Annotated in this window: 20 protein-coding genes; 9 read left to right on the forward strand and 11 right to left on the reverse strand. The window is 68.5% G+C overall.

Annotation, left to right across the window (positions count from 1 at the left end; all coding sequences use genetic code 11):
- Window positions 1-14: 14 nt before the first annotated feature.
- From OID54_RS32900 to OID54_RS32910, 3 genes are read right to left on the reverse strand one after another with little or no spacing between them, the layout of a single operon-like run.
- Complete coding sequence (locus tag OID54_RS32900; RefSeq protein WP_329025561.1) at window positions 15-1,292, reverse strand: extracellular solute-binding protein; 1,278 nt, start codon at window positions 1,290-1,292, stop codon at window positions 15-17.
- Entirely contained in the window at window positions 1,289-2,482 is a 1,194-nt protein-coding gene (locus OID54_RS32905; protein ID WP_329025564.1) for a hypothetical protein, read from the reverse strand. Before OID54_RS32905 ends, OID54_RS32900 begins: the two co-directional genes overlap by 4 nt.
- Window positions 2,479-6,327, reverse strand: a complete 3,849-nt coding sequence (locus tag OID54_RS32910) for a tetratricopeptide repeat protein (RefSeq protein WP_329025566.1) — start codon at window positions 6,325-6,327, stop codon at window positions 2,479-2,481. The genes OID54_RS32905 and OID54_RS32910 overlap by 4 nt, the downstream gene beginning before the upstream one ends.
- Before the next feature lie 62 nt (window positions 6,328-6,389).
- On the opposite strand from OID54_RS32910, the gene OID54_RS32915 reads away from it, so the two are divergent.
- The gene (locus OID54_RS32915) at window positions 6,390-6,725 is read left to right on the forward strand and encodes a trypco2 family protein (RefSeq protein ID WP_329025568.1); all 336 of its coding nucleotides are present in this window, start codon (window positions 6,390-6,392) and stop codon (window positions 6,723-6,725) included.
- Window positions 6,726-6,840: 115 nt separating this feature from the next.
- On the opposite strand, the gene OID54_RS32920 is transcribed toward OID54_RS32915, so the two are convergent.
- From OID54_RS32920 to OID54_RS32940, 5 genes are all read right to left on the reverse strand, one after another.
- Complete coding sequence (locus tag OID54_RS32920; RefSeq protein WP_329025569.1) at window positions 6,841-8,937, reverse strand: MMPL family transporter; 2,097 nt, start codon at window positions 8,935-8,937, stop codon at window positions 6,841-6,843.
- Between the two features lie 221 nt (window positions 8,938-9,158).
- On the reverse strand, window positions 9,159-10,412 hold the full coding sequence (locus tag OID54_RS32925; RefSeq protein ID WP_329025571.1) for an NAD(P)/FAD-dependent oxidoreductase: 1,254 nt from the start codon (window positions 10,410-10,412) through the stop codon (window positions 9,159-9,161).
- Between the two features lie 507 nt (window positions 10,413-10,919).
- Window positions 10,920-11,411, reverse strand: coding sequence for a peptidylprolyl isomerase (locus OID54_RS32930; RefSeq protein WP_329025574.1), 492 nt, complete (start codon window positions 11,409-11,411; stop codon window positions 10,920-10,922).
- Between the two features lie 276 nt (window positions 11,412-11,687).
- Window positions 11,688-12,473 carry a DJ-1/PfpI family protein gene (locus tag OID54_RS32935; protein WP_329025575.1) on the reverse strand — a complete coding sequence of 262 codons (786 nt, stop codon included), beginning with the start codon at window positions 12,471-12,473 and terminating at the stop codon, window positions 11,688-11,690.
- Window positions 12,470-13,456, reverse strand: coding sequence for a GlxA family transcriptional regulator (locus OID54_RS32940; RefSeq protein ID WP_443055810.1), 987 nt, complete (start codon window positions 13,454-13,456; stop codon window positions 12,470-12,472). Before OID54_RS32940 ends, OID54_RS32935 begins: the two co-directional genes overlap by 4 nt.
- A gap of 605 nt (window positions 13,457-14,061) precedes the next feature.
- On the opposite strand from OID54_RS32940, the gene OID54_RS32945 reads away from it, so the two are divergent.
- From OID54_RS32945 to OID54_RS32970, 6 genes are read left to right on the forward strand one after another with little or no spacing between them, the layout of a single operon-like run.
- Window positions 14,062-14,814, forward strand: coding sequence for a DUF1684 domain-containing protein (locus tag OID54_RS32945; protein WP_329025580.1), 753 nt, complete (start codon window positions 14,062-14,064; stop codon window positions 14,812-14,814).
- A 49-nt stretch (window positions 14,815-14,863) separates the two neighbouring features.
- Window positions 14,864-16,378 (forward strand): ABC transporter substrate-binding protein, encoded by a 1,515-nt coding sequence (locus tag OID54_RS32950; protein ID WP_329025582.1) that lies wholly within the window; start codon window positions 14,864-14,866, stop codon window positions 16,376-16,378.
- Window positions 16,378-17,343, forward strand: coding sequence for an ABC transporter permease (locus OID54_RS32955; RefSeq protein WP_329025584.1), 966 nt, complete (start codon window positions 16,378-16,380; stop codon window positions 17,341-17,343). Before OID54_RS32950 ends, OID54_RS32955 begins: the two co-directional genes overlap by 1 nt.
- A complete protein-coding gene (locus OID54_RS32960) occupies window positions 17,340-18,242 on the forward strand; it encodes an ABC transporter permease (protein ID WP_329025586.1) in 903 nt (300 codons plus the stop codon). Before OID54_RS32955 ends, OID54_RS32960 begins: the two co-directional genes overlap by 4 nt.
- On the forward strand, window positions 18,239-19,039 hold the full coding sequence (locus OID54_RS32965; protein WP_329025588.1) for an ABC transporter ATP-binding protein: 801 nt from the start codon (window positions 18,239-18,241) through the stop codon (window positions 19,037-19,039). The genes OID54_RS32960 and OID54_RS32965 overlap by 4 nt, the downstream gene beginning before the upstream one ends.
- Window positions 19,036-19,809 (forward strand): ABC transporter ATP-binding protein, encoded by a 774-nt coding sequence (locus OID54_RS32970; RefSeq protein WP_329025590.1) that lies wholly within the window; start codon window positions 19,036-19,038, stop codon window positions 19,807-19,809. Before OID54_RS32965 ends, OID54_RS32970 begins: the two co-directional genes overlap by 4 nt.
- Window positions 19,810-19,843: 34 nt before the next feature.
- Here the strand turns inward: OID54_RS32970 and OID54_RS32975 are convergent, their stop codons facing one another.
- The 3 genes from OID54_RS32975 to OID54_RS32985 all read right to left on the reverse strand — a co-directional run bounded on the left by OID54_RS32975 (window position 19,844) and on the right by OID54_RS32985 (window position 21,225).
- Window positions 19,844-20,200 carry a hypothetical protein gene (locus tag OID54_RS32975; protein WP_329025592.1) on the reverse strand — a complete coding sequence of 119 codons (357 nt, stop codon included), beginning with the start codon at window positions 20,198-20,200 and terminating at the stop codon, window positions 19,844-19,846.
- A gap of 30 nt (window positions 20,201-20,230) precedes the next feature.
- Window positions 20,231-20,788 carry a TetR/AcrR family transcriptional regulator gene (locus tag OID54_RS32980; RefSeq protein ID WP_329025594.1) on the reverse strand — a complete coding sequence of 186 codons (558 nt, stop codon included), beginning with the start codon at window positions 20,786-20,788 and terminating at the stop codon, window positions 20,231-20,233.
- An 83-nt stretch (window positions 20,789-20,871) separates the two neighbouring features.
- Complete coding sequence (locus OID54_RS32985) at window positions 20,872-21,225, reverse strand: tetratricopeptide repeat protein (protein WP_329025596.1); 354 nt, start codon at window positions 21,223-21,225, stop codon at window positions 20,872-20,874.
- A 131-nt stretch (window positions 21,226-21,356) separates the two neighbouring features.
- Between OID54_RS32985 and OID54_RS32990 the strand changes: the two genes are divergently transcribed.
- Together OID54_RS32990 and OID54_RS32995 are read left to right on the forward strand one after the other, a co-directional pair.
- On the forward strand, window positions 21,357-22,322 hold the full coding sequence (locus OID54_RS32990; RefSeq protein ID WP_329025598.1) for a pirin family protein: 966 nt from the start codon (window positions 21,357-21,359) through the stop codon (window positions 22,320-22,322).
- Window positions 22,323-23,890: 1,568 nt separating this feature from the next.
- Window positions 23,891-24,172, forward strand: a complete 282-nt coding sequence (locus tag OID54_RS32995; protein ID WP_329025600.1) for a transposase family protein — start codon at window positions 23,891-23,893, stop codon at window positions 24,170-24,172.
- The last annotated feature ends 216 nt before the right edge of the window (window positions 24,173-24,388 follow it).

Below are 24,388 nucleotides of genomic sequence, written 5' to 3' on the forward strand. Positions count from 1 at the left end.
GCGCTGACGCAGCGTCAGTTCCGCGGCCGGCCGCACAGCTGGTCCAGGGCGAAAGCCCCCGCCTCCGCCTGCAAGGTCCGCTCCGCTTCCAACTGGCCCAGCAGACCATTGAGCAGGGCGTCGTCCTCCGGCGTCTGGAGAAACTCCAGCACGGCCCGTTGGAAGGCACCGCGCAGCGTGGAGGGCATGGCGTCGGAGGCATCGAAGCAGATCTCGTCCGCCCCCGCGAAGAGCTTCAACACCGCCGACGTACCCGCCGTCACCGGCTTCGGCCCCGTACCGCCATCGGGAAACAACGGGCGCTCCGCCGGTTTGGCCGCCGTCGCCCAGTCGTTGCGGGTCCTGCGGTCGATCAGCTGCGCCATCAACTCCCACGCCGCGCCACTGGAGGTGAACACCGCCGCCATGTCGCCCGACACCTCGAAGACTCGCGGGCCGCCCCTCGGCAACCCCGGTACGACATCGGAGGTGGCGGCCGGGAGCACATCGTCGCCGTAGTGGCGGCGGATGAAGGAACCCTGGTGTTCATGGGTGCAGTCACCGCGGTTCAACAGCCCGTACCCGCCATCACCCAGATCATCGAAGGGCGTAGAGACCGCCGCTGCCCCCGCTCCGGGGCCGCCCGCCACGAGGAGCTTGCGCCACGCCTTCCATGCGTCCTTCACCCGTGGGTCGTTCCAGGCGATCTCCCCGACCGCCCAGCGCTCGTACACCTGGGGGCCGTGGAGTTGCAGGAGCAGATCCTCGATCCAGTCCGTACCCGGCCACCCCGAGGTGGCGCCCGATGCCATGCCCAGACACCATCGGGGCTTCGCGGCCGCTTCACCCGGACGACTCCACACGATGCTCTTGAGGTCCACCCGCACCGGCACCCCGTAGGCGTGCTGCCGCTGCTCCCCGTTCTCATCGAGGAGTGTGATCCTGGGCGCCCATGGGGCGATCGCGGCCCCTGCCAGCCTCTCCGGCAGCGGTTTGGCGTCACCTTCGCGGGCGTACTCGGCCAACTCGCCCTGACCGTTGAGGATCGCCACATCGGGCGGTGAGTCGGTGCGGAGTTGGGCGACCAGTGTCTCCCGCAGGGAGCGGGTGCCCTCGTACACGTACCGCGTCCCGGTGCGCTTGCTGATCTTCGCCAGCGTCGCTTCGAACGGCTTCTCCTCGCCGTCGGTCCATGGCCCGAGGACCACCAGGGTCCGTTGTTCGTCGGTCGAGCAACTGGCGGAGGCGAGCGTGGAAACGGCCAGTAGGGCGCAGACCAGAGCGGAACGCAACAGCGGGCGGGACCTCTTCACAACGTCCTCCAGTGGATCGCCAAGTGTCTGCGGCCGTAGTGGAAGAGTGTGAACCCGCAGGCGAGTGCACCCGCAGCGCCCAGGGCGAGGCCCACGGAGACGATCAGCGTCCATTCCTGCGGATGGGCGTTCCCCAGGTCGGCCGAGAGACGCTCGGCCTCACCCTCGATCCTGGCGTCGGTTCCGATCTCGTTCTTGATCTCGTCCTTGATCCCGGTGTTCGCCCCGTGCGGAACCGCGATCCGTCCGAGCCGCTCGGCCATGTCGCGCACATGGTGCTGCGCACGGTGCTGACCGGCGATGCCGAATGCCACCATCACCAGCGCCAGGACGACCGGGACCGTGTGGACCGTCAGCAAGGGGCTCCGCACGCGCAACTGCCCGCGGATGAAGTCGAGCGTGCCCACGACGAGGAACAGGAAGAGCAACGAGACCAGCACGGCGGCCGATGCGGTGGTCGCGGACAGCGGGCCCCACCCCGACAGGTCGGCGGTGTCGGTGCGAAGCTCGTGCTCCAGAGTCCGAATGCGATCCAGCACGGCGGTGGAAGCGGCCCGGCCCCTGCCGTCGCCCAGAAGTCCCGATGCGTACTCCAGGCCGGCACGGCGCAGTCCGTCGTTGTCGTGGTGGCTGTTCGCCCAGTTGATCCAGTCGTCATAGGCGACGACCAGCCCCGACACCACTCGGATCTCCTGCTCCTGGGCCCTGCTCAGAGCCCGTGTCTGGGCCGCGTTGTTCAGGCTTTGGGACGCCTCGGTCAGCAACGAGGGATAGCGCTCGCCGAGCCCGACGAGATCGGTCTGCGGGAGCGGGGCGCCATCGCGCGAGCCCAGACGGCGCCCGGCCTCGTACTGCGCGAGCGTCAGCGAAACCCGGGCGTGGGTCAGTTCGACCAGGGCGGGGGAGTGGCGGTCGCGCAACTGTTCGGTACGGCCGTGGAGATGGAAGTACGCGGTCGCCGCGAGGGTCAGGACCGTGAGGGACACGGTGGGTAACAGCAGCATCCTGCCCAGCAGGAACTGGGCGGTCGGCTTGCGGTCGTCCCCGGGCGTACGGCCCGACGCCCAACGCCACAGCATGCGCCCCGCCGCATGCCAGGCGGCAGGTCGCACCAGGCGGTGCAGCAGGCGTCCGGGGATCTGTCGGACGGGGTGGGGTGTGTCCGGAGCGCGGGATCGGCGGTCGGTCATGGCTGCCCACCCTGTCGGTTCTGTCGGGACTTCCGGGACGGCAACCAGCTGCGGAACAGCTCATGCCGTGGTTCGCCGCGGCGGTGGCTCAAACCGAAGGGGCGGGTGCGGTACGCGTTGTCCACCAGGGCTTCGGCCAGCTCCCGGTTCTCGGGCCGCGGAGCGAGCGGCACTTCCTCGGACAGCCCGAGGTAGCAGGTCGCCAACTCCTCCCTCAGCTCGCGTTCCGACAGGGGGGCGGGGATGGTCTCCGGCAGTCGCGCGAGCTGCCGATGGAGTGCGGCGAGTGGCGATTCGTACTCCGGGTCCTGCCCTGCCCCGTCGTCCGTCGGTGGCGCAGGCTCGGGCTGGGCGCCGATGACCAGTTGGAGCAGGAGTTCCTGTAGGTCGGCGCGCAGCCGTGCCTGGGCGTGCCGGTCGGTGAGCCCCTCTTTGAGGGTGAGCCGGTGTAGCGCCACCCAGGCCCTTCGGGCGGCGGCCACGGTGGGCGGGGAGCCGTCGGCGGGCGGGTCGGCGAGGATGCGCACCATGGCGGTTCGGGCGGCGGTGCGGTGGCGTGAATCGGCGGGTACCGCGCCGAGGCAGTTGAGGGCGAGTTGCGGTCTGCCGTTGGCGAGGTGGATGCGCGCGAGACCGAAGGCGGCACCGCCGAGCGCTCGATTCCGGTGCCACACCGCCCCGTAGAACGCAATGGCCTCCTTGGGACGGCCGAGGAACTCATGGCAGTAGCCGAGCGCGAGCTTGGGCGCGTACTCGCCGGGGATCGCGGCGTAGACCCGATCGAAGCACTCCAACGCCGATTCCACCTCGGCACGGGAGAGATGGAGCAGCCCGCGGTGCCAGGGCAACCGCCAGTCGTACGCGCCGAGCGCGCCGATGGCGGCCTTGGCCCTGGTCAGTTCCCACTGGGCGGCGTCGCGTTCGGCGAGGGCCTCGCCGGGATGGTCGCGGGCGATCTCCAGATGGAGGCGACAGCGCAGCAGCGCTCGTTCCGGTGACTCGTCCCAGGCGCTGCTGAGTTGGAGCAGTCCCGCCGGATCGTCGTAGGAGGTGCGTTGGAGTTCGGTCCAGTTCTCGTCGGCGCCGTCCGGTTTGGGCAGCGGGAGCCCCAGGGCCACGTCCGCAGGGCGGGGCGGCCGGGCGGTCAGGCGCCGTTTGGTGTTGCCGCCGTGCCGCCACTGGTCGAGCGGTGGCGCCTTGCCGAGTTCGCCGTCGAGCGCTGCGGGTGCCGCGGCGAACAGCGGCGACGGCTCGAAGGTCTCTTCACCGAGCCGAAGGGAACGCAACTCCCGCAGAACTCCGCGCAGTTGTACGGACATCTCCTCCGCGGATGCGAAACGCTCCTCGGGCAGCGCGGCTGTGGCCCGGGTCAGCACCCTCCGCAGCGAGGTCGTGCCCAGGCCGGACGGATCTTCGGGTGCCTGGTCGAGAAGCGTTTGGAGGACCGCGCCGACGGCGTAGAGATCGGCCGGAACGGTCATGCGGGTCGATGCGTGCAGTTCGGGAGCCGGATAGGTCACGGGGCCCGGTGCGCCGATGGCACGCACCCCGGCGACGTCGATCAGTTTGATGCCGTCCCCGCAGTGGATCACATTGCTGAGGGAGAGGTCCCCGTAGACGAACTTCCGCTCGACGTGCAGATAGGTGAGCGCATCCAGGATGCGCAGCCCGTAGGCCGCGATGAACTCATGCACCCGGTAGTCGTGGAAGGGCTCGATCCGCTGCGCGATCTGGTCGGCGACCCAGTGCAGCGGAGCACCGTCGGCGAACTCCATCACGATGAACTTGGCAGTGCTCGCCGGATGGCTGGGGTGTTTGGCATAGTTGAAGACCTTGATGATGGAGGGGTGGTTGAGGCTGACGAGCCGAAGCCGTTCCATCAGCGCGGTCTTCATGGCACTCGGATCATCCGGATCGCGCACCCCCTTCAGGGCGACCGCCCGTTCCTCCAGCATCTGATCGCGGGCGAGGTAGACCTGGCCGTAGCTGCCCTGCCCGAGTCGGCCGACGACCCGGTACTGCTGGTGGAGTTCCTGCCCCCGCAGGAGCACTGCGCCACCAGCGCTCTCGGACTCGATGTCGGGGTCGGGTTCGACGAAGTCATCCGGATCTCCCACGGTGATGTGCGGGAGATCGGTGAGCCCGTCACCCGGCGGGAGCACCAGGTATCCGCGCGATTCACGCGGCAGGTCCAGGGCTTGCACGGCGTCTTCCACCGCGGTGCGCAGCCGGAACAGGTCATGGCAGAGTGCTGCGCTGTTGTGCAGGGCTCCGTCGCGCCGCAACTGCGCCAACTGCGCGGCGAGTCGCAGCGACGCAGGTTCGCTGTCCGGGCGGGGACGCTGCCCGGTCCTGGCCTCCGCCAGCCTGCGGTCCCTGTGCTCCAGTTCGGCGAGCAGGCCCAGCCGTACGGCGACGGCAGCCGCTCGGCGCTCCGCCCAACGGGGGTCGAGGAGTTCATCGGCGACTCGCTCCAGCAGGGGGGAGCGGGGGTCGCGAAAGATCAGCAGCAGTCGGCTGTGTCCGGGCTTGAGCAGTGCGTGGAGCAGCGGCAGCACCGCTTCCCCGGTCGGCTCGGCCCGGTCGACGGAGAGGAAGGCCGCCGAGAGCGGTGGGCCGTCGGCGGCGATGCGTTCCAGCAGTCGGGCCGGATCTGCGGTCGGTGCGGTCTGTCCGGTCGGGGTGTCGAGCCCGGCCCGAGCAGCCGTGCGGGCGATGAGCTTGCCTGCCGTCCAGCCCGTCGCGTCCAGCGCGAGGTCGATGGAGCCGGCCAGCGGCTCCCTTGCTCCCGTACCGGGCCATGCGCGGGGGCTGCGTTCACGGTCGGCCAGGATGAGTGTGGAGTGGATGACGGAGAGGGCGTCGAGGTCGTTGTCTGCGGCGAAGGCCAACTCCACGGGTTCCAGGACGCCTGGCGGGTTCCGGCTCGATTCGCCGGAGCCTGTCGGACCGATGCCGGGACCGACGGGGGTTCGTTGCGACGGTGCTGAGCCCCTCCCGGTACCACTGCCGGTACCGGCCGCAGAACTGCCTTCGCCGAGCCATTGGGTCATGGTGTGCCGGAGGCCGAGCGCGCGCTCCGGGGCCCGTGGGGTGAGTGCGAGCGGGATGGTGTGGGACACGGCGCGCGGCCCCGACACCAGCAGATCGAGTTCGTCGGACGGCAGGTGCCGCAGGATCGTCTCGGTCGGGATCATATAGGCGTGGCTCAGGGCGACGGGTACCCGTTCGGTGCCGTGCTGGTGCACCAGGATGCCGATGACCCCACCGGTGCGGCTGTGCACCACGCCGCTACCGCTGAAGCCGTGCCGTACGACGTAGGGCGCCGATTCCGGGTCGAGTTGTACCCATTCGGGATAGAGCCCCGGGCCGCCGCGACCCATGAGCCGGGCGTTGATGTCCTCCCCGCCCGGGAGGTCCTGCGGATAGCCGACCGTGTGGACCAGTTCATTGCGCGCCGGTATCTGGCGGTGGAGGACCGCCGGCCTCACCGTCGGCTCCTCGACCAATCGCAGCAGGGCGAGGTCCGCACTGTGGCGCGAGGTGGGCGGTCGAAGGTGCTCGGTCAACACCTCGGCTCGCAGCGGATGGGGCACGGCCGGGCCGGCGGCGGGAAACTCGGCGTACACGTGTTCCAGCGGCTGGGGCGGCTGGGTGTCGTTCGAACCGTCCCGCAGGGTACGACGCGGCTGGAGTACGACATGGGCGCAGGTCAGCACCAGACCGCCGGGCAGAAGCACTCCCGCTCCCAGGGGCGCTGCCCCGCGGGTCTGGCCCTGGGACAGTCGAACCCGCCAACAGCCGTCGCGTACCGCAGTATCGGAAGTTCCCTCGGGCTCCCTCATACTCCGCAACAATAACCACGATGGGTGGCGATCCGCCCCCGTAGTGTCACGAGAGGGCCGCGATGAGCGCAAGTGGTGTACGGGGCGGGCACGAAGGCGACGAGACCGCTGGACTGGCCGATGTGATCGGCCGTATCCGGGAGGAGTTGGAAGCGGCGCAGCGTAATGCCGAGCACAGCAGGCTCCGCTTCCTGGTGGAGCGCGTGGACGTCGAATTCGCGGTACAGATCCGGCAGGAGGGCAACGGCAGGGGTGGTCTGCGCATCGGTGTGCTGACCGCTGAGGCGGGGGCCTCGGTGTCGCGTGAGAGGACCCACCGGATCGCCATAGAGCTGAAGCCGCACGACCGGGACGACCGGCCGGAAGGGCCGGGCATCAGCGTGGGCGGTCCGCGCTGAGCACCCTTCGGATCAGGTCGGGTGCTGCCGGGGGCGGGCGAGCCCCGGCGAGACCCCAAGGGGGAGGCACCGGTCGAGGCCGGCTGCTGCCGGGGCGTGTTGCACCGCGCGGGCGTCAGGCGTCCCGCCCGCCAGGACGCCGGCTCAACACCCCCGGCCACCAGGACGCGGGGCCGATGTCCCGCACCAGCGCGGGGACGAGGAGCGAGCGCACCACCAGGGTGTCGAGCAACACCCCGAAGGCCACGATGAAGGCGATCTGGACGAGGAAGGCGAGCGGGATCACCCCGAGCGCGGCGAACGTCGCCGCCAGGACCACGCCCGCGGAGGTGATCACTCCGCCGGTGGCGACGAGCCCCTTGAGGACGCCTTCGCGCACCCCGTGCCGCAGGGACTCCTCCCGTACCCGGGACATCAGGAAGATGTTGTAGTCCACCCCGAGCGCCACCAGGAACACAAAGCCGTAGAGCGGGACGGACGAGTCGGTTCCGGCGAAGCCCCACACATGCTCGAAGACCAGGGCCGAGACTCCGAGGGTGGCGAGGAAGTTCAGAGCCACCGTCGCCACCAGCAGTACCGGCATCACCAACGAGCGCAGCAGTCCCATGAGGATGATGAGGATGATGACCAGGACGACGGGGACGATGACCATGCGATCCCGTTCCGCGGTGACCTGGGTGTCGTACTGCTGGGCGGTGTAGCCGCCCACGATCGCCGCCGCTTCGGGCACGGCGTGCAGCGAGGTGCGCAACCGGGCCACCGTGTCCTTCGCCGCATCACTGTCCGCCGCGTCCTGGAGCGTGACGTCGATGCGCACCCGACCGTCGACGACGAGCGGCGGGCCGCCACCCGGACGCCCCGACTCCGTCACCGCCGCCACGGAGGCCACCCCCTGGGTACGACGGGCCGCCTCCGTCACCTGCGCCGCCCGATCCGCGTCGGCGATGACGATGGCCGGATTGCCCGATCCTCCCGGGAAGTGCCGGGCGAGCGTGCTCTGAGCGGAGACGGACGGTGCGTCCTTGACGAAGATCTCGTCCAGCGGGACGCCCTTCGAGGTGAGGGTGGGTGCGAAGGCGGCACAGGCCAGCAGACCCACCAGAGCCAGGGACCACACCCTGCGAGGGGCACGGTCGACCAGACCGGCCACCCGTGTCCACACCCCGGAAGCGTTCGACGGCGACTGGTCCGAGGGAGGTTTGGCCGGCCAGTACGCCGCCCGACCGAGCAGCACCAGTACCGCCGGGAGGAAGGTCAGGGCGCTCAGCACCGAACAGACGATGCCGATGGCGCCGACCGGCCCGAGCGCCCGATTGTTCGTCAGATCGCTCAGCAGCAGCGCCAGCAGCCCCAGGGCGACCGTGGCCGCACTGGCGACGATCGCACCCGTGGACCGTCGCAGCGCGGCCCGGACGGCGAGGAACCGATCGGCGGTGTGCGCGAGTTCCTCGCGGTAGCGCGCGGTGAGCAACAGGGCGTAGTCGGTTGCGGCCCCGATCACCAGGATCGACAGGATGCCCTGGACCTGGCCGTCCACCCGCACCACGCCGCGGTCGGCGAGGAAGTACACCACGGCGCACGCCAGGCCCAGTGCGAACACCGATCCCAGGATGATCACCAGCGGCAACAACACACTGCGGTACACCAGCAACAGGATCACCAGTACGGCCGCGAGGGCGACTCCCAGGAGCAGACCGTCGATCCCGGCGAACGCATCGGACAGGTCCGCCTGCGCTGCGGCCGGTCCCGCCAACTGCACCGTGGTACCGGGCACGCCGTCGGCGGCCTCGCGCACACGGTCGAGCGTGCCCGCCAGTTCATCCCCCAGATCGGGGCTGAGCTGCACGATTCCCTGGAGGGCCTGCCCGTCCTGTGCGGCGAGCGCGGGAGATGGCCGCCCCTCCACACCCCGATCACCCGCGACGGAGGCCAGCGCTCCGGTGGCCGCAGTGCGCTGGGAGCTGTCCAGCGGGCCACCGTCGTCAGCGGTCCACACGACGATGACGGGCACCGTCTCCTGCTGCTGGAACGCGCGCTGCGCCGTGATGACCTGGGTCGACTCCGCACTCCGGGGCAGGAAGGCGGCCTGGTCATTGGTGGCGACCTCACCCAGTTTCCCCGCATAGGGGCCGAGCCCCCCACCGATCGCGAGCCAGGCGATGAGCAGGGCGACGGGGATCAGCCAGCGAGCCCTTCGGGGTGGGGTGGACATGCGCGCTCCGAGTGGTCACGTTCACTTGCCTCAACGAAACCGACCCGGTCATTGAGATGCAGAGAACCGAATCCGACCCGGCCGGGGGTTCCCGGCCGGCCCTGCAACACCGCATGGCGTCGAACCATCCGATGATCAGGATTCCCGTGGTGCCGTTGTTCTGGATGCACCCTGCGCCACACTAGTTCGAGCGGTTCCGCTGGTCGGGCCGGGGTGGGCCATCAGATCGACGCCGTCAGGTCCCGGAGCACGGTCCGTGCCGCCCTGGTGCCCGAGGCCAGTGCGCCCTGCACCGAGCCGGTGGTCCGGTGGTCTCCGCAGACATAGCGACCCCCACCCACCGCGGCCGTACGGCTGAGCGGTTGCGGCGGTGGCATGGCGGGCAGCGCATCATCCACCGTCCGCACAGTCAGCAGCTCCCAGCCGTCGGTTCCGGTGTCGTACGCCTGGGCCAAGGCCGCCCGCAGCAGCGCTTCCCGCCCGGGCTGGTCGTCGCCGAGCACGGAGGTCGCGATCAGACGACGACCTGCGGGGGCGTACCCCGGCTGGACCTCACTGAGCACACAGGAGTTGAGGAACCGGCGCGCGGAGTCCGTCAACAGGATTGGCTCGGGCAGCGGAGAGGGGCCGTCCGTGGCGTGGTAGTAGGTCGTGACCGTGCGCGATGCGGGCACGGAGAGCCCGGGCAGGAGCGAGGCGGCGGGCGCGGGACCGGTCGCCACCACCACGGCCCGCGCCGCGATCTCACCGCCCGACGTGAGCAGCACACCGTCGTCGGTGAGGCGGTCGACCGGACACTCCAATGACACCGCGTCCCCGGGCAGCCCCGCGGCGAGCTGAGCGGGCACCGCACCGATTCCGGACGCGGGAAGGCAGAGCGTGCCACGTCCCAGGCTGCGCCACACCAGATGGAAGAACCGGCTGGAGGTCTCCAACTCGTCCTCCAGGAACACGCCCGACAGGAAGGGCCGGAAGAACTGCTCGATGAACTCTTCGGAGAACCCCGCGGCCGAGAGTGCCGTCCAGGTGGTGCGGTCCTCGGCACGTTTGAGCGGTCCGACCGGCCCGATGACGTCGCGCGCCGAGAGCACGCCCAGCGCCATCAGATCGCGTGCGGAGGCGAGGCGGCCGGGGAGGAGTTCCGTGAGCCGACGGGGTGAGCGGGTGGGGTCGGTGAACCGGAGGTTGCCCCGCTCGGTGTGCACCACCACTCCTGCGGTGAAGGGGCGCAGCTTCAGATCCGGCAGCGACAGCCGTCGTCTCACCTGGGGGTAGGAGGTGTTGAAGACCTGGAAACCGCGATCGATGGTGAAGCCCTCGTGATGGTCGGACCGCATTCGGCCGCCCACCCCGTCCGACGCCTCCACCACCCGGACTCGCAGTCCGGCACGGAGCAGGTCGAGGGCGCACGCGAGCCCGGCGAGCCCCGCTCCGATCACCACCACGTCCGGGGACGCTTCGCCCGTCGCAGGCATGGCACCCGCCCTTCCTTCGAGCCGCACTACGGTCGTGATCCCGGCCGGCCCTCGTCATGGATCCGTTCCATCCACTTCTTCCCGCGGGCGGGGCTCCATGGATGCACGAGGGCGAGGTTCGTCCGAAGGCGCTGGGTTGCGGGTGGCAGGTGGCTCAGGGACGGGGGTGCAGCGGACACCCGCCCGCCGGGAGCGCAAGCCGCTCGACTCGATCGAGGACGCGGGGCCGGGGAACGGGGCCGGCCCCGGGGCGACGTAGCCCTGAGCGGATCGGCCAGGTCGGCATCGCACCGGGCTCCCGAGAACCGCGGAGGGCTGCCCGCTCTGCGGACAGCCCTCTCCATGTGCCTGTGACCAGCTCACCTCATGGCCGACACCCTCAGGGGTGCCACCGGGCGAACCGATCCGGCGTCCGTCCCCGTGCACCCTGTGGTGTACGACGACGAGCCGATCGCCCCGATGCCTGCGCCAGCCGAACGGGGACGCGGGCGAGCGGAAGGTTCGCGGTCAGGCGGCGTCGGGCACGACCTCGGCGGACTCGATGACGATCTGCTCAAGAGGCACGTCCTGGGCGTTCGTCGGAGTCTGCGCGATCTTGTCGACGATGTCCTCGCCCTCCACCACCTGGCCGAACACGGCGTAGCCCCAGCCATCCTGCCCCGGGTAGTCCAGGAAGTCGTTGTCCTTCACATTGATGAAGAACTGCGCGCTCGCGGAGTGAGGAGCAGAGGTCCGGGCCATGGCCACGCTGTACTTGGCGTTCTTGAGGCCGTTCTTCGCCTCGTTCTCCACCGTCTTGGGAGCCGGCTTCTGCCGCATCTTGGTGTCCAGGCCGCCGCCCTGAACCATGAAGGTGCTGATCACCCGGTGGAAGACGGTGCCGGTGTAGTGACCGCTGTCGAGGTAGCTCAAGAAGTTGGCGACCGACTTGGGCGCCTTCTCATCGTCAAGCTTGAGCACGATGTTGCCCTTGGATGTGGTCAGACGAACTGTGGTCATCAAATCCCCACTCGAAATGCCGTAGTCAACTGCTGGGTAGACCCAACACGATTTCGTCCGAGTGGTGGATGACTGTCAGTCGGGCCACGCATCCGGACTGTGGCTAGCCGCCAGCATCAGCAGTCTCTCATAGGACCTGTGTCGCCACCCGGCTACCACACCCCACGACATCACACCACGTCACAGCGGTGGTCGGCAGCCCCAGCCCCAGCCCCGACCGTCGGGCGTCAGGTGACCATCGTGTCCGGTGACAAGTGGCGCAGCACCTTGTCGCCGTCAGTTCTGGGACCGGGCGAGCAGGTCCAAGGCCAACTCCTTCAGCCAGGGCTCGGCCGTCGCCGCGTTCCCCGAGTCGAACGGGGGCTGCGGATCGTATTCGAGCGCTAGCTGGATCGCTCGGGCCGTGTTGTCCCCGGCCATCAGTGCGGAGAGATAGAGCGCCATGTCCAGCCCCGCCGACACCCCCGCCGCGGTGATGATCTTTCCAGAGCGCACATAGCGTTCCGGGAGATAGGTCACACCGTAGACGGACTCCAGATAGGGCGCGGACGCCCAGTACGTCGTCGCCTTCCGCCCTTCCAGGAGACCCGCGGCGGCGAGCACGAGGGAACCGGTGCACACGGATGTCGTCCACTGGGTGCGCCGGTGCATCCTGCGGATCCACTCCAGCAGACGTTGATTGGCGATCGCACTCGTCGTACCCCGGTTGCCCGCTCCCGGCACCAGCAGTACATCGAGCTCCTTGACATCGGCGATCGACCGCTCGGCCATCACCCTCAGATCTCCGGTGTCCGTGGTCACCGGCCCCCGCCGCTGCGCCACCATCGTGACGTCGGCGCCGGGCAGCCGGGACAGCACCTCCGCGGGGCCGGTGGCGTCCAGCACGCTGAAGCCGTCGTACAGCAGGATCCCGATACGAGGGCCCGGCCGCACCGGGCTGGCGGCGTGGGCCGCCGTACTTCCGGCCAGGCCGGTGCTGGTGAGCACCACACCGGCGGCGGTGGTGCGCAGCAGCGTCCTGCGGGTCGTCGACGGGGTCTGCTGGGAGGGAGGATTCGTCATGGCGCGGAAGTCTGCCGGTGGGCGGGCCCCTGGGGGCGCGGCATGTCCGGCATCCTGCGAATCCTGTCCCCGGTGACCCCGTAGTGGTCGAGGAACGCTTGCCGCAGGGTCTCCGCCGACCCCAGGCCGCACCTGCGGGCGATGGCGGCGAGCGAGAGATCGCACGACCGCACGAGGTGCGCCGCCGCTTCCGTACGCGCGGTTCTTACGGCCCGTGCCGGGGTGATTCCGAGGTGGGCCGCGAATAGCCGGGCCAGATGGCGGGTGCTGACGCCCGCCCGCAGCGACAGGGCACGCGGGGTGAGATCACCCGCCAGATGCGCCGCGATATGGCGGGTGAGGTCCTGCACCAATCGGTCGCCCGGGGGAGGAGCGGAGAGGAACATGCTGATCTGCGCCTGGTCGGCCGGTCGGTGCAGATAGGACACCAGCTGGCGGGCGACCGCGCGGGCCAGGGTGGGACCGTGGTCGTCCTCGATCAGGGACAGGGTGAGGTCGAGGGCGCTGGTGACTCCCGCGGAGGTGTAGACGTTTCCGTCGCGGATGTAGAGCGGACCGACGTCGACGGCCACCTGCGGGTGTTCGGCGGCGAGCTGTTTCCCGTACCCCCAGTGGGTGGTCACCCGCCGATGGTCCAGCAGTCCTGCCGCGGCCAGGATGTAGGTGCCGGTGCACACGGAGGCGATGCGGCGACTGCACTGGGCCAGCCGGTGGACCTGTGTGACCAGTCGACTGTCCGCCGCCGCGGCCGGGGTACCGGCACCGCCCACGACCAGGAGGGTGTCCAACCGTCCGGTCACCGACTCCAGCTCGCTTCCCGCGCCCAGCACGATGCCCGTCGAGGTGCGGGCCGGACGCCGGCCGAGCGTGGCCAGCTCGACGGTGTACTGCGGCGTTGCGCCCTGCCGGTTGGCGATGTCCAGGGCGCCGCTGGGGCACGCGACATCGAGGATCTGCGCGCCGTCGAAGGCCACGATCAGGATGCGCCGCTCGTCGTCCATGCCGCGATGTGATCACGGCGGGCGGGGGTGGCTCAGGACATGGGCCGCGGATGGCCGGATCGATGCGGTGTTGGCTGCGAACGACTCGTCGGAGGTGGCGCTGGAACGGTGAGATACCCGACCCTTGGCCGCGATCCCACCAGGGGCAGTGCAGATCGATGACTGTTGTGACACCGAGCGGCTTGAAGCGGTCCAGGTCCGGGGCGGTGGGGCGTGCCCGGCGAGTCAGATCGATGCCTGCCCCAGTTGGCGGTCTGCCCGTGGAAGCTCCGATTGCTGCCCAGGTCAAGGAAGTTGTGCGGTTGCTCGATGGAGAGTGTCGGCGCATGAAGGCGGCCCCTGCCGCCTTCGTCACCGACCGTCATGATCGTCGGGCACTTCGAGGAGCGGACCGGGTGCGACCGGATGGAGATCGTTCAGCAGGACTGGGAGGTCGGGACGGGTGTCTGATGCCCTCATCTCACCATGTGTCACAACTTGACATTAGTTCGTCTTATGGAAGATAAAGATCAGGCTTTGGGTTGAACTTCACGCCAAGTGACATTTGGGCGTGGAGGTCGTCGAGTCGTCTACGCGAGAGTCATGCCGTGTCTCACCGTGCCGTTCCTGATCAACTGTTCTCCGATCCCGTGGGGGAGTGGGAGGCGTGGCGTGTCGAGCGGCAGCGCTCGCTCATGTCCGCGACCGGGAACCTCGCCCTGGTGGAGACCCGTTGGCTGCCGCGGGGCGAGCGCCCCGACCCGGAGGCGGCCCGCCATGGACAGGAGCCGGGTGTGACGGTCACCACGGTGGAGCGCACCGACCCCATCACGGGAGAGTCAGAGCACGCCCTGCGCTTCTGGGACCCCCGTTCGCCGGCGATCGCGACCTTCGAGCGCACGGATGCCTTCCCCTATGACCCCTCCTGGGTGCTCGACGCCACCTACACCCCGGTTCCCGGAGCCCGCAAGGTTGCCTTCGAGCACATCAGGGACAACGGCGGCACCCGTGATCTCGTTGTGCCCGGTGACATCGCGCTCACGGTGGACGGCCGTGACTATCGACTCAGCGCCTTCGATGACAACGGTGTCCTCCTGCTCGTCTTCGGTGATCCGACCAACGGTGACACCACCTACGGCGCCGGGCGCTTCCTGTTCGTCACACCGACCGGCGAAGGCGCCGACACACCGACCGGTGAAGCCACCGTGCGCCTCGACTTCAACCGCGCATTCGTGCCGCCCTGCGGATTCTCCGATCAGTACAACTGTCCGATGCCGCCGTTGCAGAATCGTTTCCACCTGCCGATTACGGCCGGCGAGAAGCGACCTGTCTTCAGCGGCGGCATCCCCCAGCAGCACTGATCAGCCAGTCCCCGTTCCGTATCGCCGCACGAAAGCACCCCTCACCGCCATGAGCATCAAGAAGTCAGCCCTGTACGCCACCGCCACCGCAGCCACGCTCGCCCTGACCCTCAGCGCCTGCGGCACCACCACCTCGGGCAGCGCATCAGGCGGCGGACACAACGCCGATGCGACCGTCAACATCGGCTCGCTCTACGAACCGCAGAACCTCGACAACACCGCAGGTGGTGGCCAGGGCGTCACCGAAGCCCTCAACGGCAATGTGTACGAAGGGCTGTTCAGACTCACCGACGGCGGCAAGGTCGAACCCCTCCTCGCCCAGTCCCACCAGGTCAGCCCCGACGGGCTCACCTACACCTTCACCCTGCGGGACAACGTCACCTTCCACAGCGGCAAGAAGCTCACCAGCCAGGACGTCAAGTACAGCCTGGAGAAGGTGATCGCGGAAGACTCCCAGTCCGCGCGCAAGAGCAACCTCGAAGTCATCAAGACCATCGCAACACCCGACCCGCGTACCGTTGCGGTCACACTCGCCCAGAAGTCCATCTCCTTCGTCTACAACCTGTCCTACGTCTGGATCATCAACGCCGAGGCGAAGGACCTCAAGACGAGCGAGGACGGCACCGGCCCCTACCAACTCGGTAAGTGGACCCGCGGCTCCGCACTGAGCCTGAACCGCTTCGCCGAATACTGGGGTGATGCGGCCACCAACAAGCAGGTCGTCTTCCGCTACTTCAAGGACGCCACCGCACTCAACAACGCCCTGCTGACCAACGCCGTCGACGTCGTCACCAGCGAACAGTCGCCCGACGCCCTCGACCAGTTCAAGAACAACCCGAGCTACAAGGTGAACGAGGGCAACTCGACCACCAAGCTCCTGTTGGCCTTCAACGACAAGGTCAAGCCCTTCACCGACGTCAAGGTGCGCCAGGCCGTGTCCGCCGCCATCGACGACAAGAAGCTGCTGGAGTCCGTGTGGGGCGGCCACGGCAAGCTCATAGGCTCGATGGTCCCGCCCACCGACCCGTGGTACGAGGACCTCACCCACATCGACGCCTACGACACCGAGCGCGCCAAGACCCTGCTCACCGAGGCGGGATACCCCAAGGGCTTCAGCTTCACCCTGGACACACCGAACTACGACCCACACCCCACCGCCGCCACCTTCATCAAGTCACAACTCGCCAAGGTCGGCGTCACCGTCAAGATCAACACGATCACACCGGACGAGTGGTACACGAAGGTCTACAAGAACCGTGGCTTCGAAGCCACCCTCCAGGAACACGTCAACGACCGCGACCTGGTCTGGTACGGCAACCCCGACTTCTACTGGGGCTACAACGACCCGCAGGTCACCCAGTGGGTCAAGGAGGCCGAACAGTCCTCCACCGCGGCCGAGCAGACGGAACTCCTGAAGAAGGTCAACCGCAAGACCGCCCAGGACGCAGCCAGCGACTGGCTGTACCTCTACCCGCAGATCGTGGTCGCCAACAGCAAGCTGTCCGGCTACCCCCTCAACGGCCTGAACTCGCAGTTCTACGCCTACGACATCAAGAAGGGCTGATGGCGCGCTATCTCCTGCGCCGCTTCGCCTTCCTGCTGGTGTCCCTGGCCCTGGCGAGCGTCGTCCTGTTCGTCCTGCTGCGCATGCTGCCCGGAGATCCTGCCAACGCGCTCACCTCGGTGGGCGCGTCCAAGGAACAGATCGCCGCCGCCCGGGAGTCGATCGGCTCGGACCGCCCGCTGCCCGAGCAGTTCGTCCACTGGATCGGACAGCTGCTCCGCGGCGACCTCGGCAACTCCTTCATCAGCTCGCTGCCCGTCCAACCCGAAGTCGTCGCACGGCTCAGGGTGACCGTCCCGCTGACCCTGGCGGCCTTCGTCCTCGCCGTGCTCATCGCCGTCCCGGCCGGCTTCCTCGCCGCGTACCGCCGTCGCACCTGGTACGGCGCACTCCTGAGCGGAGTGTCGCAACTGGGCATCGCGATCCCCGTGTTCTGGCTCGGCATGATCCTGATCGCCGTGTTCGCCCTCAACGCCCGTTGGCTACCGGCCGGAAGCTTTCCGCCCGACGGTTGGGCCCAGCCGGGTGAGGCGATCCGCTCCCTGGTGCTGCCCGTCGTCACCATCGCCCTCGTCATGAGCGCCTCCCTGATCCGCTACGTCCGATCGGCCACGCTCGATGTCCTGGACAGCGACTACCTACGGACCGCACGCGCACTCGGATCGTCCTTCGGCGCGGCCATGTGGCGACACGGACTGCGCAACGCCTCGGTACCCGTGATCTCCATCCTCGGCATCGAACTCGCCTCCACCCTCCTCGGAGCGGTCGTCGTGGAGTCGGTGTTCGCCCTGCCCGGGCTTGGCTCGATGCTGGCCACCGGCATCAGCCAGCACGACTACCCGGTGATCCAGGGAGTCCTGTTCGTCTCCACACTCGCCGTCCTGCTCATCGGGTTCGCCGCCGACCTCGTCCAACGGATCATCGACCCACGGCTGCGCACCGGACTGTCGGGAGGCATCCGATGACGACACCCACCCCGCTCGCCGTCCCCGCGACACCGGGAACCCCGCAGCCGAAGCCACCCGGCACCGAGGTACGGAAACGATCCCAGGGCAGGTCGTACACCCTGATCACCGGCTGCACCCTGGCCGGTCTGATCGTCCTCCTCGCCCTGGTCTCGTACGTCTGGCTCCCCTACGCCTCCGACGACACCTCAGGCGGACGACTCACCGCCCCCGGAGCCGACCACCTCATCGGCACCGACAAACTCGGCCGCGATCTGTTCACCCAGGTGATGAACGGATCCCGCATCGCCGTTCAGGCCGGCCTCGGTTCGGTCCTGATCGCCGCCACCATCGGGGTCACCCTCGGGGTCCTCGCGGCGTTCGCCCAGGGCTGGTTCGACGACACGCTCTCCGCCCTCCTCGACATCCTCATCGCCTTCCCGACCCTGCTCCTCGCGATGCTCATCGTCGCCGCCCGCTCGGCCACCCTCAGCTCCGCCGTACTGGCCATCGGACTCGCACAGAGCGCGGTCGTCGCCAGACTCGTCCGCATCCTCGTCAAACGGGTCCTCGCCCTGGACTACATCACCGCCGCACGCACATCGGGCACCTCCTGGCTCCGGATCGTGGCCGGCCATGTGCTCCCCAACATCTGGCCCACCCTCATCGTGAACCTCGCCCTCCAGTTCGGGCTCGCGGTGCTCGCCGAAGCCGGGCTCTCCTACCTCGGCCTCGGCGCCCCACCGCCCCACGCCTCCTGGGGCCGCATGCTGCAAGAAGCCCAAGCCACCTTCACCAACGCGCCCGCCGGCGCGCTCGCTCCGGGCATCCTCCTCGTACTCCTCGTCATCGGCGTCAACCTCATCGCCGACGGACTGAGGGACACACTCGACCCGGCCACCAAGGGCAGGCGCGCATGAGCCTCCTCGACATCCGCGACCTGGTGATCCGCACCGCGGACGGGCGAACGCTCGTCGACCGTTTGTCGCTTCGCCTCGCACCGGGTGAACGCCTCGGACTCATCGGCGAATCGGGCTCGGGCAAGTCCCTCACCTCCCTGGCGACGCTCGGCCTGCTGCCGAACGGGATGACCGCCCACGGCAGCATCAACCTGGCGGGCAACCAGATCGTCGGAGCCAGCGAACGCAACCTGCGACGCGTACGCGGCAGGGACGCGGCCATCGTCTTTCAGGAACCACTGACCGCGCTCGACCCCTTGATGCGCGTGGGACGACAGATCGCAGGCCCTCTCGCACGCCGGCACGGCCTCAAGGGCGCCGCGCTCCAGCACGCCGTCACCGCGGCCCTGGAACAGGTCAGACTGCCCGACCCCGAGCGGATCCGCCGCGCATTTCCGCACGAGATCTCCGGCGGCCAGCGCCAACGAGTGGCGCTCGCCATGGCGCTGGCCTGCGATCCCGCACTCCTCATCGCCGACGAACCCACCACGGCCCTCGACGTGACCGTCCAGTCGGAGCTGCTGACCCTGCTGGACACCCTGGTACGCGAGCGGGAGATGGCCGTTCTGTTCGTCAGCCACGACCTCGCGGTGGTCGCCGAGATCGCCGAACGTGTCCTCGTGTTGAAGGACGGGCGCGCCGTGGAGGAAGGGACCGTGACCGAGATCGTCGACACACCGCGCGAGCCCTACACCAAGGCCCTGGTGAACAGTGCGCGACAACTGGAATCCGCACTCGACGCAAGGAGCGGGCGATGACCCCCGTACTGGAACTGGACGATGTCTCCTTCGCCTATCGGGGACGCACCGAGCCCGTCGTCCAGTCCATCGCCCTCACCGTCGAACAGGGACAGAGCCTCGCCCTCGTCGGGGAATCGGGCGCAGGGAAGACCACCCTGCTACGCCTGCTGCTCGGACTCACCAGCCCCACCACAGGAGCCGTACGGTTCGACGGTGATGAGCTCAGACTCCGCGACCGCGAGCTGATGCGACGATTCCGCCGCAGCGTGCAGTGCGTGTTCCAGGACCCCTATTCATCGCTCGACCCGCGTCGACGAGTGGGCCACATCGTCTCCGAACCGCTGCGCTCGCTCGGCCTGGACACACGGAGCACCGCTGTGCCCAAGGTGGCGGCTGCCCTGGAACGTGTCGGTCTGCCGGCCGATGCCGTCGACCGCTACCCCCATGAGTTCTCCGGTGGGCAGCGGCAACGGATCGCGATCGCCCGGGCGACCGTGTGCGATCCGCGGGTACTGCTCGCCGACGAACCGGTCAGCGCCCTTGATGTGACGACCAGGGTGAAGGTCGTCGATCTGCTCAACGAACTCAAGCGGGACCACGGGCTGACCATGGTGATGGTCTCCCATGACCTGTCGGTGGTCGCCTCGCTGTGCGAGCGCACCGCGGTACTGGAGGACGGCCGCATCGTCGAACAGGGTGCCACCGTGGACGTACTGGTCACCCCACGACACCCCTACACGGCCCGACTGGTCGCGAGCGTCCCCCGACTTCCCGCGCCCAGCCGCTGATCCGTTGCGTACGGACGGACCCGGTCCCACCGCATCAGCGAGCGGGAATGGCCTGCTCCACCAGAGCCACCGTCGAACGCGGATCTGCGACCTCGACCACCAGCCGCGCATAGCGCTCGTCGACCAGCTCGATCACCACGGCCTTTGCGGCATCGCGGACGTCCCAGAACACCCGGCCGTCCCGTCCGTGGAAGGTGCCGGAAGTGATCACACCGGGGAAGTGGGTGCCGGGCGCGCGCAGCCCCTTGGGCTCCTTGACGATCCCCGGGTCGGCGGTCGCACCACGGACATGCGCGAGGGGGATGACCAGTCTGCTCTTGAGTGCCCAGAGCTTGCCGAGCCCTTCCATCTCCACAATCAGTCGGCCGTCTTCGATGCTGACACGGGCCATCGGTGCTCCTTGGCGTGAAGGGGTGTCGGTTCAGGGGCGGGGAGCAAGGTGCTGCACCAGCGCGGTCCTCAACTCGCCTGCCGCTCGGGTGGCTTGCGGACCGGTGGACCTGATCCGGATGCGCGATCCGAGGAGCAGGGCGGTGAGCGCGACGACCGGCGCCAGGGGCGTGTCCTGGCCTCCCGGGTGCGGGGCCGGCACGAGGGCCGCGTCGAGCGCGGCGAAGGCGTCGCCCACCAACCCGGCGACCTCGTCGTCCACCGGCGCCTGCTCGACCGCGGCCAGCAGGAGTAGATCAAGACCGGAACCGCTCACGACGGTGTCCAGCGCCTCGCGCAGCCCATCGGGCGTATCTGCGGCGTCGGACATCCGGTCGATCAGCGGAGCCACCTCGTGCTCCAGCGACCAGCGCAGCGCGGACAGGTAGAGGCCCCGCTTGCTGCCGAAGGTCTTGTACAGACTGTTGCGGTGCAGCCCCAGTCGGGTGACCAGGTCATCGATGGAGATGCCGTCGTACGACCGCTGTGCGAACAGCTCGGCGGCCGAACGCACCACCTCGGCCTCGTCGAATCCTCTGGGGCGTCCCATGTCAACGACCGTAGGGGATTGAGGAACGATCAGTCAAGAATGATTGTTCCTCAATCCCCGAGTTGAGAGCGCGTGGCCGGCCCTCAATCCATGAGGTCGAGGCCCTCCCCGGCCATGGCGGCGGCCATCCGGAGGTGGGGCGCCGCTTCATCGGAGCGACCCTGGCGCTCCAGGGTGCGCCCGAGCATCAGCCTGGCGTAGTGCTCCACCGGGTCCAGCTCCAAGATCGCCCGCAGTTCCGTCTCGGCCCGGGACAACTGGGCGGAGTGGTAGTAGGAGCGCGCGAGCAGCAACCGCTGGGCGACCTGGCCCGGCGCCTCGTCGATCAAGCCGCGCACGATCCGTGCCGCCGTCTGGTACTCCTTGGCCTCGAAGAACATCTGCGCACGGTCCCACCGCTCGGCGGCGGTGCCGAACTCGTAGTAGGTCTCGCTCACTGGTTCTCCTCCTTGGAGTCTGGTGCCGTTGCTGCTGATGGCGTCAACGGAGCGAGGGTAGTTGAATATTCCACTACTGTTGGGGGTGTGGGGCCGATCGTCCCCACACGCACAGGAATAGGTTGAGTGCCATGAGCAATCTCGATCGTCAGGCCGCCCCCGCCGTCTGCGGCGGTCGCGGGTTCGTCGTCGCCGAGCCCGTACGCGAACTCCTCAGTCCCCGCCGCGTGCCCCTGGGTGAATCCACCGAAGTCCGCAGGCTGCTGCCCAACCTCGGCCGCCGCATGGTCGGCGCCTGGGCGTTCGTCGACCACTACGGACCCGACGACATCGCGGACGAACCCGGAATGCAGGTGCCGCCGCATCCGCACATGGGCCTCCAAACCGTCAGCTGGCTGCACGAGGGAGAGGTGCTGCACCGGGACAGCACGGGCAGCCTCGCCACCATCCGCCCCCGGGAACTCGGTCTGATGACCTCGGGCCGGGCGATCAGCCACTCCGAGGAGAGCCCCCGCTCCCATGCGCGCTATCTCCATGGCGCGCAACTGTGGGTGGCCCTCCCCGACGCCCAGCGGCACGTGGAACCCCACTTCCAGCACCACACGGACCTACCGCAGATCACGGCACCCGGCCTCACGGCCACCGTCATCCTCGGCGACATCGACGGCGCCGCCTCACCCGGCACCACCTACACCCCGATCGTCGGCGCCGACCTCGCCCTGACCGAGGGTGCCCGCCTCAACTTCCCCTTGAACCCGGACTTCGAGTACGCGGTGCTCGCCATGTCGGGGCAGGTCCGGGTGGACGACGTACCGCTGGGCCCGGGGTCCATGCTCTACCTGGGCTGCGGCCGACGGGAACTTCCCCTGCTGGCCGCATCGGACGCCGGCTTGATGCTGCTCGGCGGAGAGCCGTTCGAGGAAGAGCTGATCATGTGGTGGAACTTTGTCGGACGTACACAGTCGGAGATCGAGACCGCCCGCAAGGACTGGATGGAGGGCTCCCGCTTCGGCGAGGTGAAGGGTTACGACGGGGGTCCGCTACCCGCTCCGGAACTGCCCCCACTGCCCCTGAAGGCCCGGGGAAGGGTGCGCTGACCTGCGGTGATGCTGTTCTTTCGATGCCGCTGGCTGATACAGCCAGCGGCATCTTTTTTGTGCGCGGAACGCCTGGCCCGGTGGTGCCTGGCTGGCCCTGAGTGCGGTCCGCCGGGCTGGAGCGGATTCCCGTCTGTGGGCGGCTGTGGGCACCTCTGGGCGGACTCTTGCTGACCTAATGCTGACTTTGCTGACGATTCGTCAGTCGAAATATCGGCGCGCACGGGCTGGTCCAGGAGTTGGCTAGGTGTTTGCAGATGCGATGGCTAACGGATGTTGCTGACCTCGTGATGGAGCGGGGGCTCTGAGGTGGAGTTGGGGTATAGGGGTTGAGGGCGTTTCTTGTAAAGATCTGACAATGATCCCCGACTTGCTGTACGAGCAGTGCTGCTCCTCTCCGGCACACGCCGTTCGGGCTGCGGAGGCTCGTCCTGGGTGCCGGTCGAGAGTCGGGGAGCGGACCTTGACTGTGGGGGAGAAGGGCGCGGCGCGTCCCGAGACATCGAGCTCCTTTCACTGGCGCGGCTTTTCGTGGGGTGCGCCCCTGCGAGGAGACTCCTCGCATGCGACTCGGCTGTTTGAACCGAACCTGATCCCGGAATCACTGACTGCCCCCTCGCCCTCGATCAGGAAAGGTCGAGTCTCCTCGGCGTGTTGCCCACCCTGTACTCCGAAATCTGTAGTTCGACGTTCTGTAAAGCCGTTCGAGACGGCCGCGCACTCCACATGGTGCGTCATCGGGAAGACGTCGGCCCAGACACGATAGTAGATAGATGCAGGTCAGAGACTGGTCGGCGGGCGCGATTGCGGTGAGTTCCGGGTCCCGAGCGTCATATGAGCGTCAAGCGAGTGAGGGCTGAGGCGGGTGTCGGGGTTCGGTGTTGGTCGTCGGTCGAGCTGGGGCCTTACTGCGCGTGAAGGTACACGCCGCCGTTGTCCCCGCAGCGCCGTGGGCGCTCGCGCCCTTCCTTCGATGCTGGTGCGACGAAGAGAGATGAACCGAGCCGGGTCGTCTCCATCACATGTCCCGGAAGAGACCAGCCAGGTCTGTGACCTGCCGTGTTTCCTTGTGTCAGGCTCCTGACCTGTGTAGATACTCTTTCGGTTGTTTCTTGGTCATGCTCGTTGATGCAGCCGGAAGTCCTAGAAAAGTCCCAGAGAAATCCCACTGCCCGTCGTCACTCTTTCGGCCTTTGTAGAGGGTGGGGTGTGGGCTGGTCGGTTTCCATCGGTGGTTTGCCCTGAACGCACAGCTTTCGTGCCCGAGGAGAGGTTGGGTGGGCGGGGCGCGGTGGCTGTGGGGCAGGAAGTTTGACCGGCAAGTGGAGGAGGTCGCCGAGTCGGTGGTGGTTTGGACGGGAAGGGCCGGCTCGTGATCTGGTGGCTGCGCGCTCACGCCGCCGTCGCCTGCGGAGCGGCCCTCTCAGGGTGTCTGATCGTCGCGCCGATGCTCTCCAGCTCCGGCACGCCCACCCTCGCCCTGGCGCGACGAGCTGATCGCCCTCATCGCCGCGCAGGCCCCGCGTCTGGACCGTGCCTGGAAGAAGGTCTCAAGGCAGGGCGGGGAGGTGGTCCTGATCGACGGCACCCTCATTGCCACCCAGCGCCGCACCGGGAAGGCCGACCGGCTCAACTACTCCGGCAAACACCAGCATCACGGCCTGCACTTCCTCGCCCTGACCGACGAACGGGGACTGCTGATCTGGATATCCGCTGCCCGGCCAGGCGGCACCCACGACAACACCGCCGCCCGCCACGACCACGTCCTGGCCCACCTGCGCGCCGCTGGCCTCGGGGCCTTGGCGGACTCGGCTTTCGCGGCCTGGACAACGACGTACTCGACCCCGTGATCGTCACGGGCTACCACGCCAGTCGCACCCACAAGCTCACCCCGGCGAGAAGACCGCCAACCGCGTCCTCGCCGTCGGACGCGCACCGGTCGAACACGGCTTCGCCCATCTCAAGAACTGGCGGATCCTCACCAAGCTCCACACCGACCCCGCCCGCGCCACCCACCCCCTGCTCGTTCTGACGAACCTCGAAGTCAACCGCTGACAAACGATCTA

Origin of the sequence: Streptomyces sp. NBC_00690 (genome assembly GCF_036226685.1) — a bacterium.
Classification (GTDB): Bacteria; Actinomycetota; Actinomycetes; order Streptomycetales; family Streptomycetaceae; genus Streptomyces.

Excerpts from the sequence above, each read along its gene's own strand:
- OID54_RS32970 (WP_329025590.1), top strand. The coding sequence starts at position 19,036 with ATGACCCCCGTACTGGAACTGGACGATGTCTCCTTCGCCTATCGGGGA.
- OID54_RS32950 (WP_329025582.1), top strand. The coding sequence starts at position 14,864 with ATGAGCATCAAGAAGTCAGCCCTGTACGCCACCGCCACCGCAGCCACG.
- OID54_RS32990 (WP_329025598.1), top strand. The coding sequence starts at position 21,357 with ATGAGCAATCTCGATCGTCAGGCCGCCCCCGCCGTCTGCGGCGGTCGC.
- OID54_RS32915 (WP_329025568.1), top strand. The coding sequence starts at position 6,390 with ATGAGCGCAAGTGGTGTACGGGGCGGGCACGAAGGCGACGAGACCGCT.
- OID54_RS32965 (WP_329025588.1), top strand. The coding sequence starts at position 18,239 with ATGAGCCTCCTCGACATCCGCGACCTGGTGATCCGCACCGCGGACGGG.
- OID54_RS32980 (WP_329025594.1), bottom strand. The coding sequence starts at position 20,788 with ATGGGACGCCCCAGAGGATTCGACGAGGCCGAGGTGGTGCGTTCGGCC.
- OID54_RS32935 (WP_329025575.1), bottom strand. The coding sequence starts at position 12,473 with ATGACGAATCCTCCCTCCCAGCAGACCCCGTCGACGACCCGCAGGACG.
- OID54_RS32910 (WP_329025566.1), bottom strand. The coding sequence starts at position 6,327 with ATGAGGGAGCCCGAGGGAACTTCCGATACTGCGGTACGCGACGGCTGT.
- OID54_RS32930 (WP_329025574.1), bottom strand. The coding sequence starts at position 11,411 with ATGACCACAGTTCGTCTGACCACATCCAAGGGCAACATCGTGCTCAAG.
- OID54_RS32925 (WP_329025571.1), bottom strand. The coding sequence starts at position 10,412 with ATGCCTGCGACGGGCGAAGCGTCCCCGGACGTGGTGGTGATCGGAGCG.
- OID54_RS32960 (WP_329025586.1), top strand. The coding sequence starts at position 17,340 with ATGACGACACCCACCCCGCTCGCCGTCCCCGCGACACCGGGAACCCCG.
- OID54_RS32905 (WP_329025564.1), bottom strand. The coding sequence starts at position 2,482 with ATGACCGACCGCCGATCCCGCGCTCCGGACACACCCCACCCCGTCCGA.
- OID54_RS32920 (WP_329025569.1), bottom strand. The coding sequence starts at position 8,937 with ATGTCCACCCCACCCCGAAGGGCTCGCTGGCTGATCCCCGTCGCCCTG.
- OID54_RS32975 (WP_329025592.1), bottom strand. The coding sequence starts at position 20,200 with ATGGCCCGTGTCAGCATCGAAGACGGCCGACTGATTGTGGAGATGGAA.
- OID54_RS32955 (WP_329025584.1), top strand. The coding sequence starts at position 16,378 with ATGGCGCGCTATCTCCTGCGCCGCTTCGCCTTCCTGCTGGTGTCCCTG.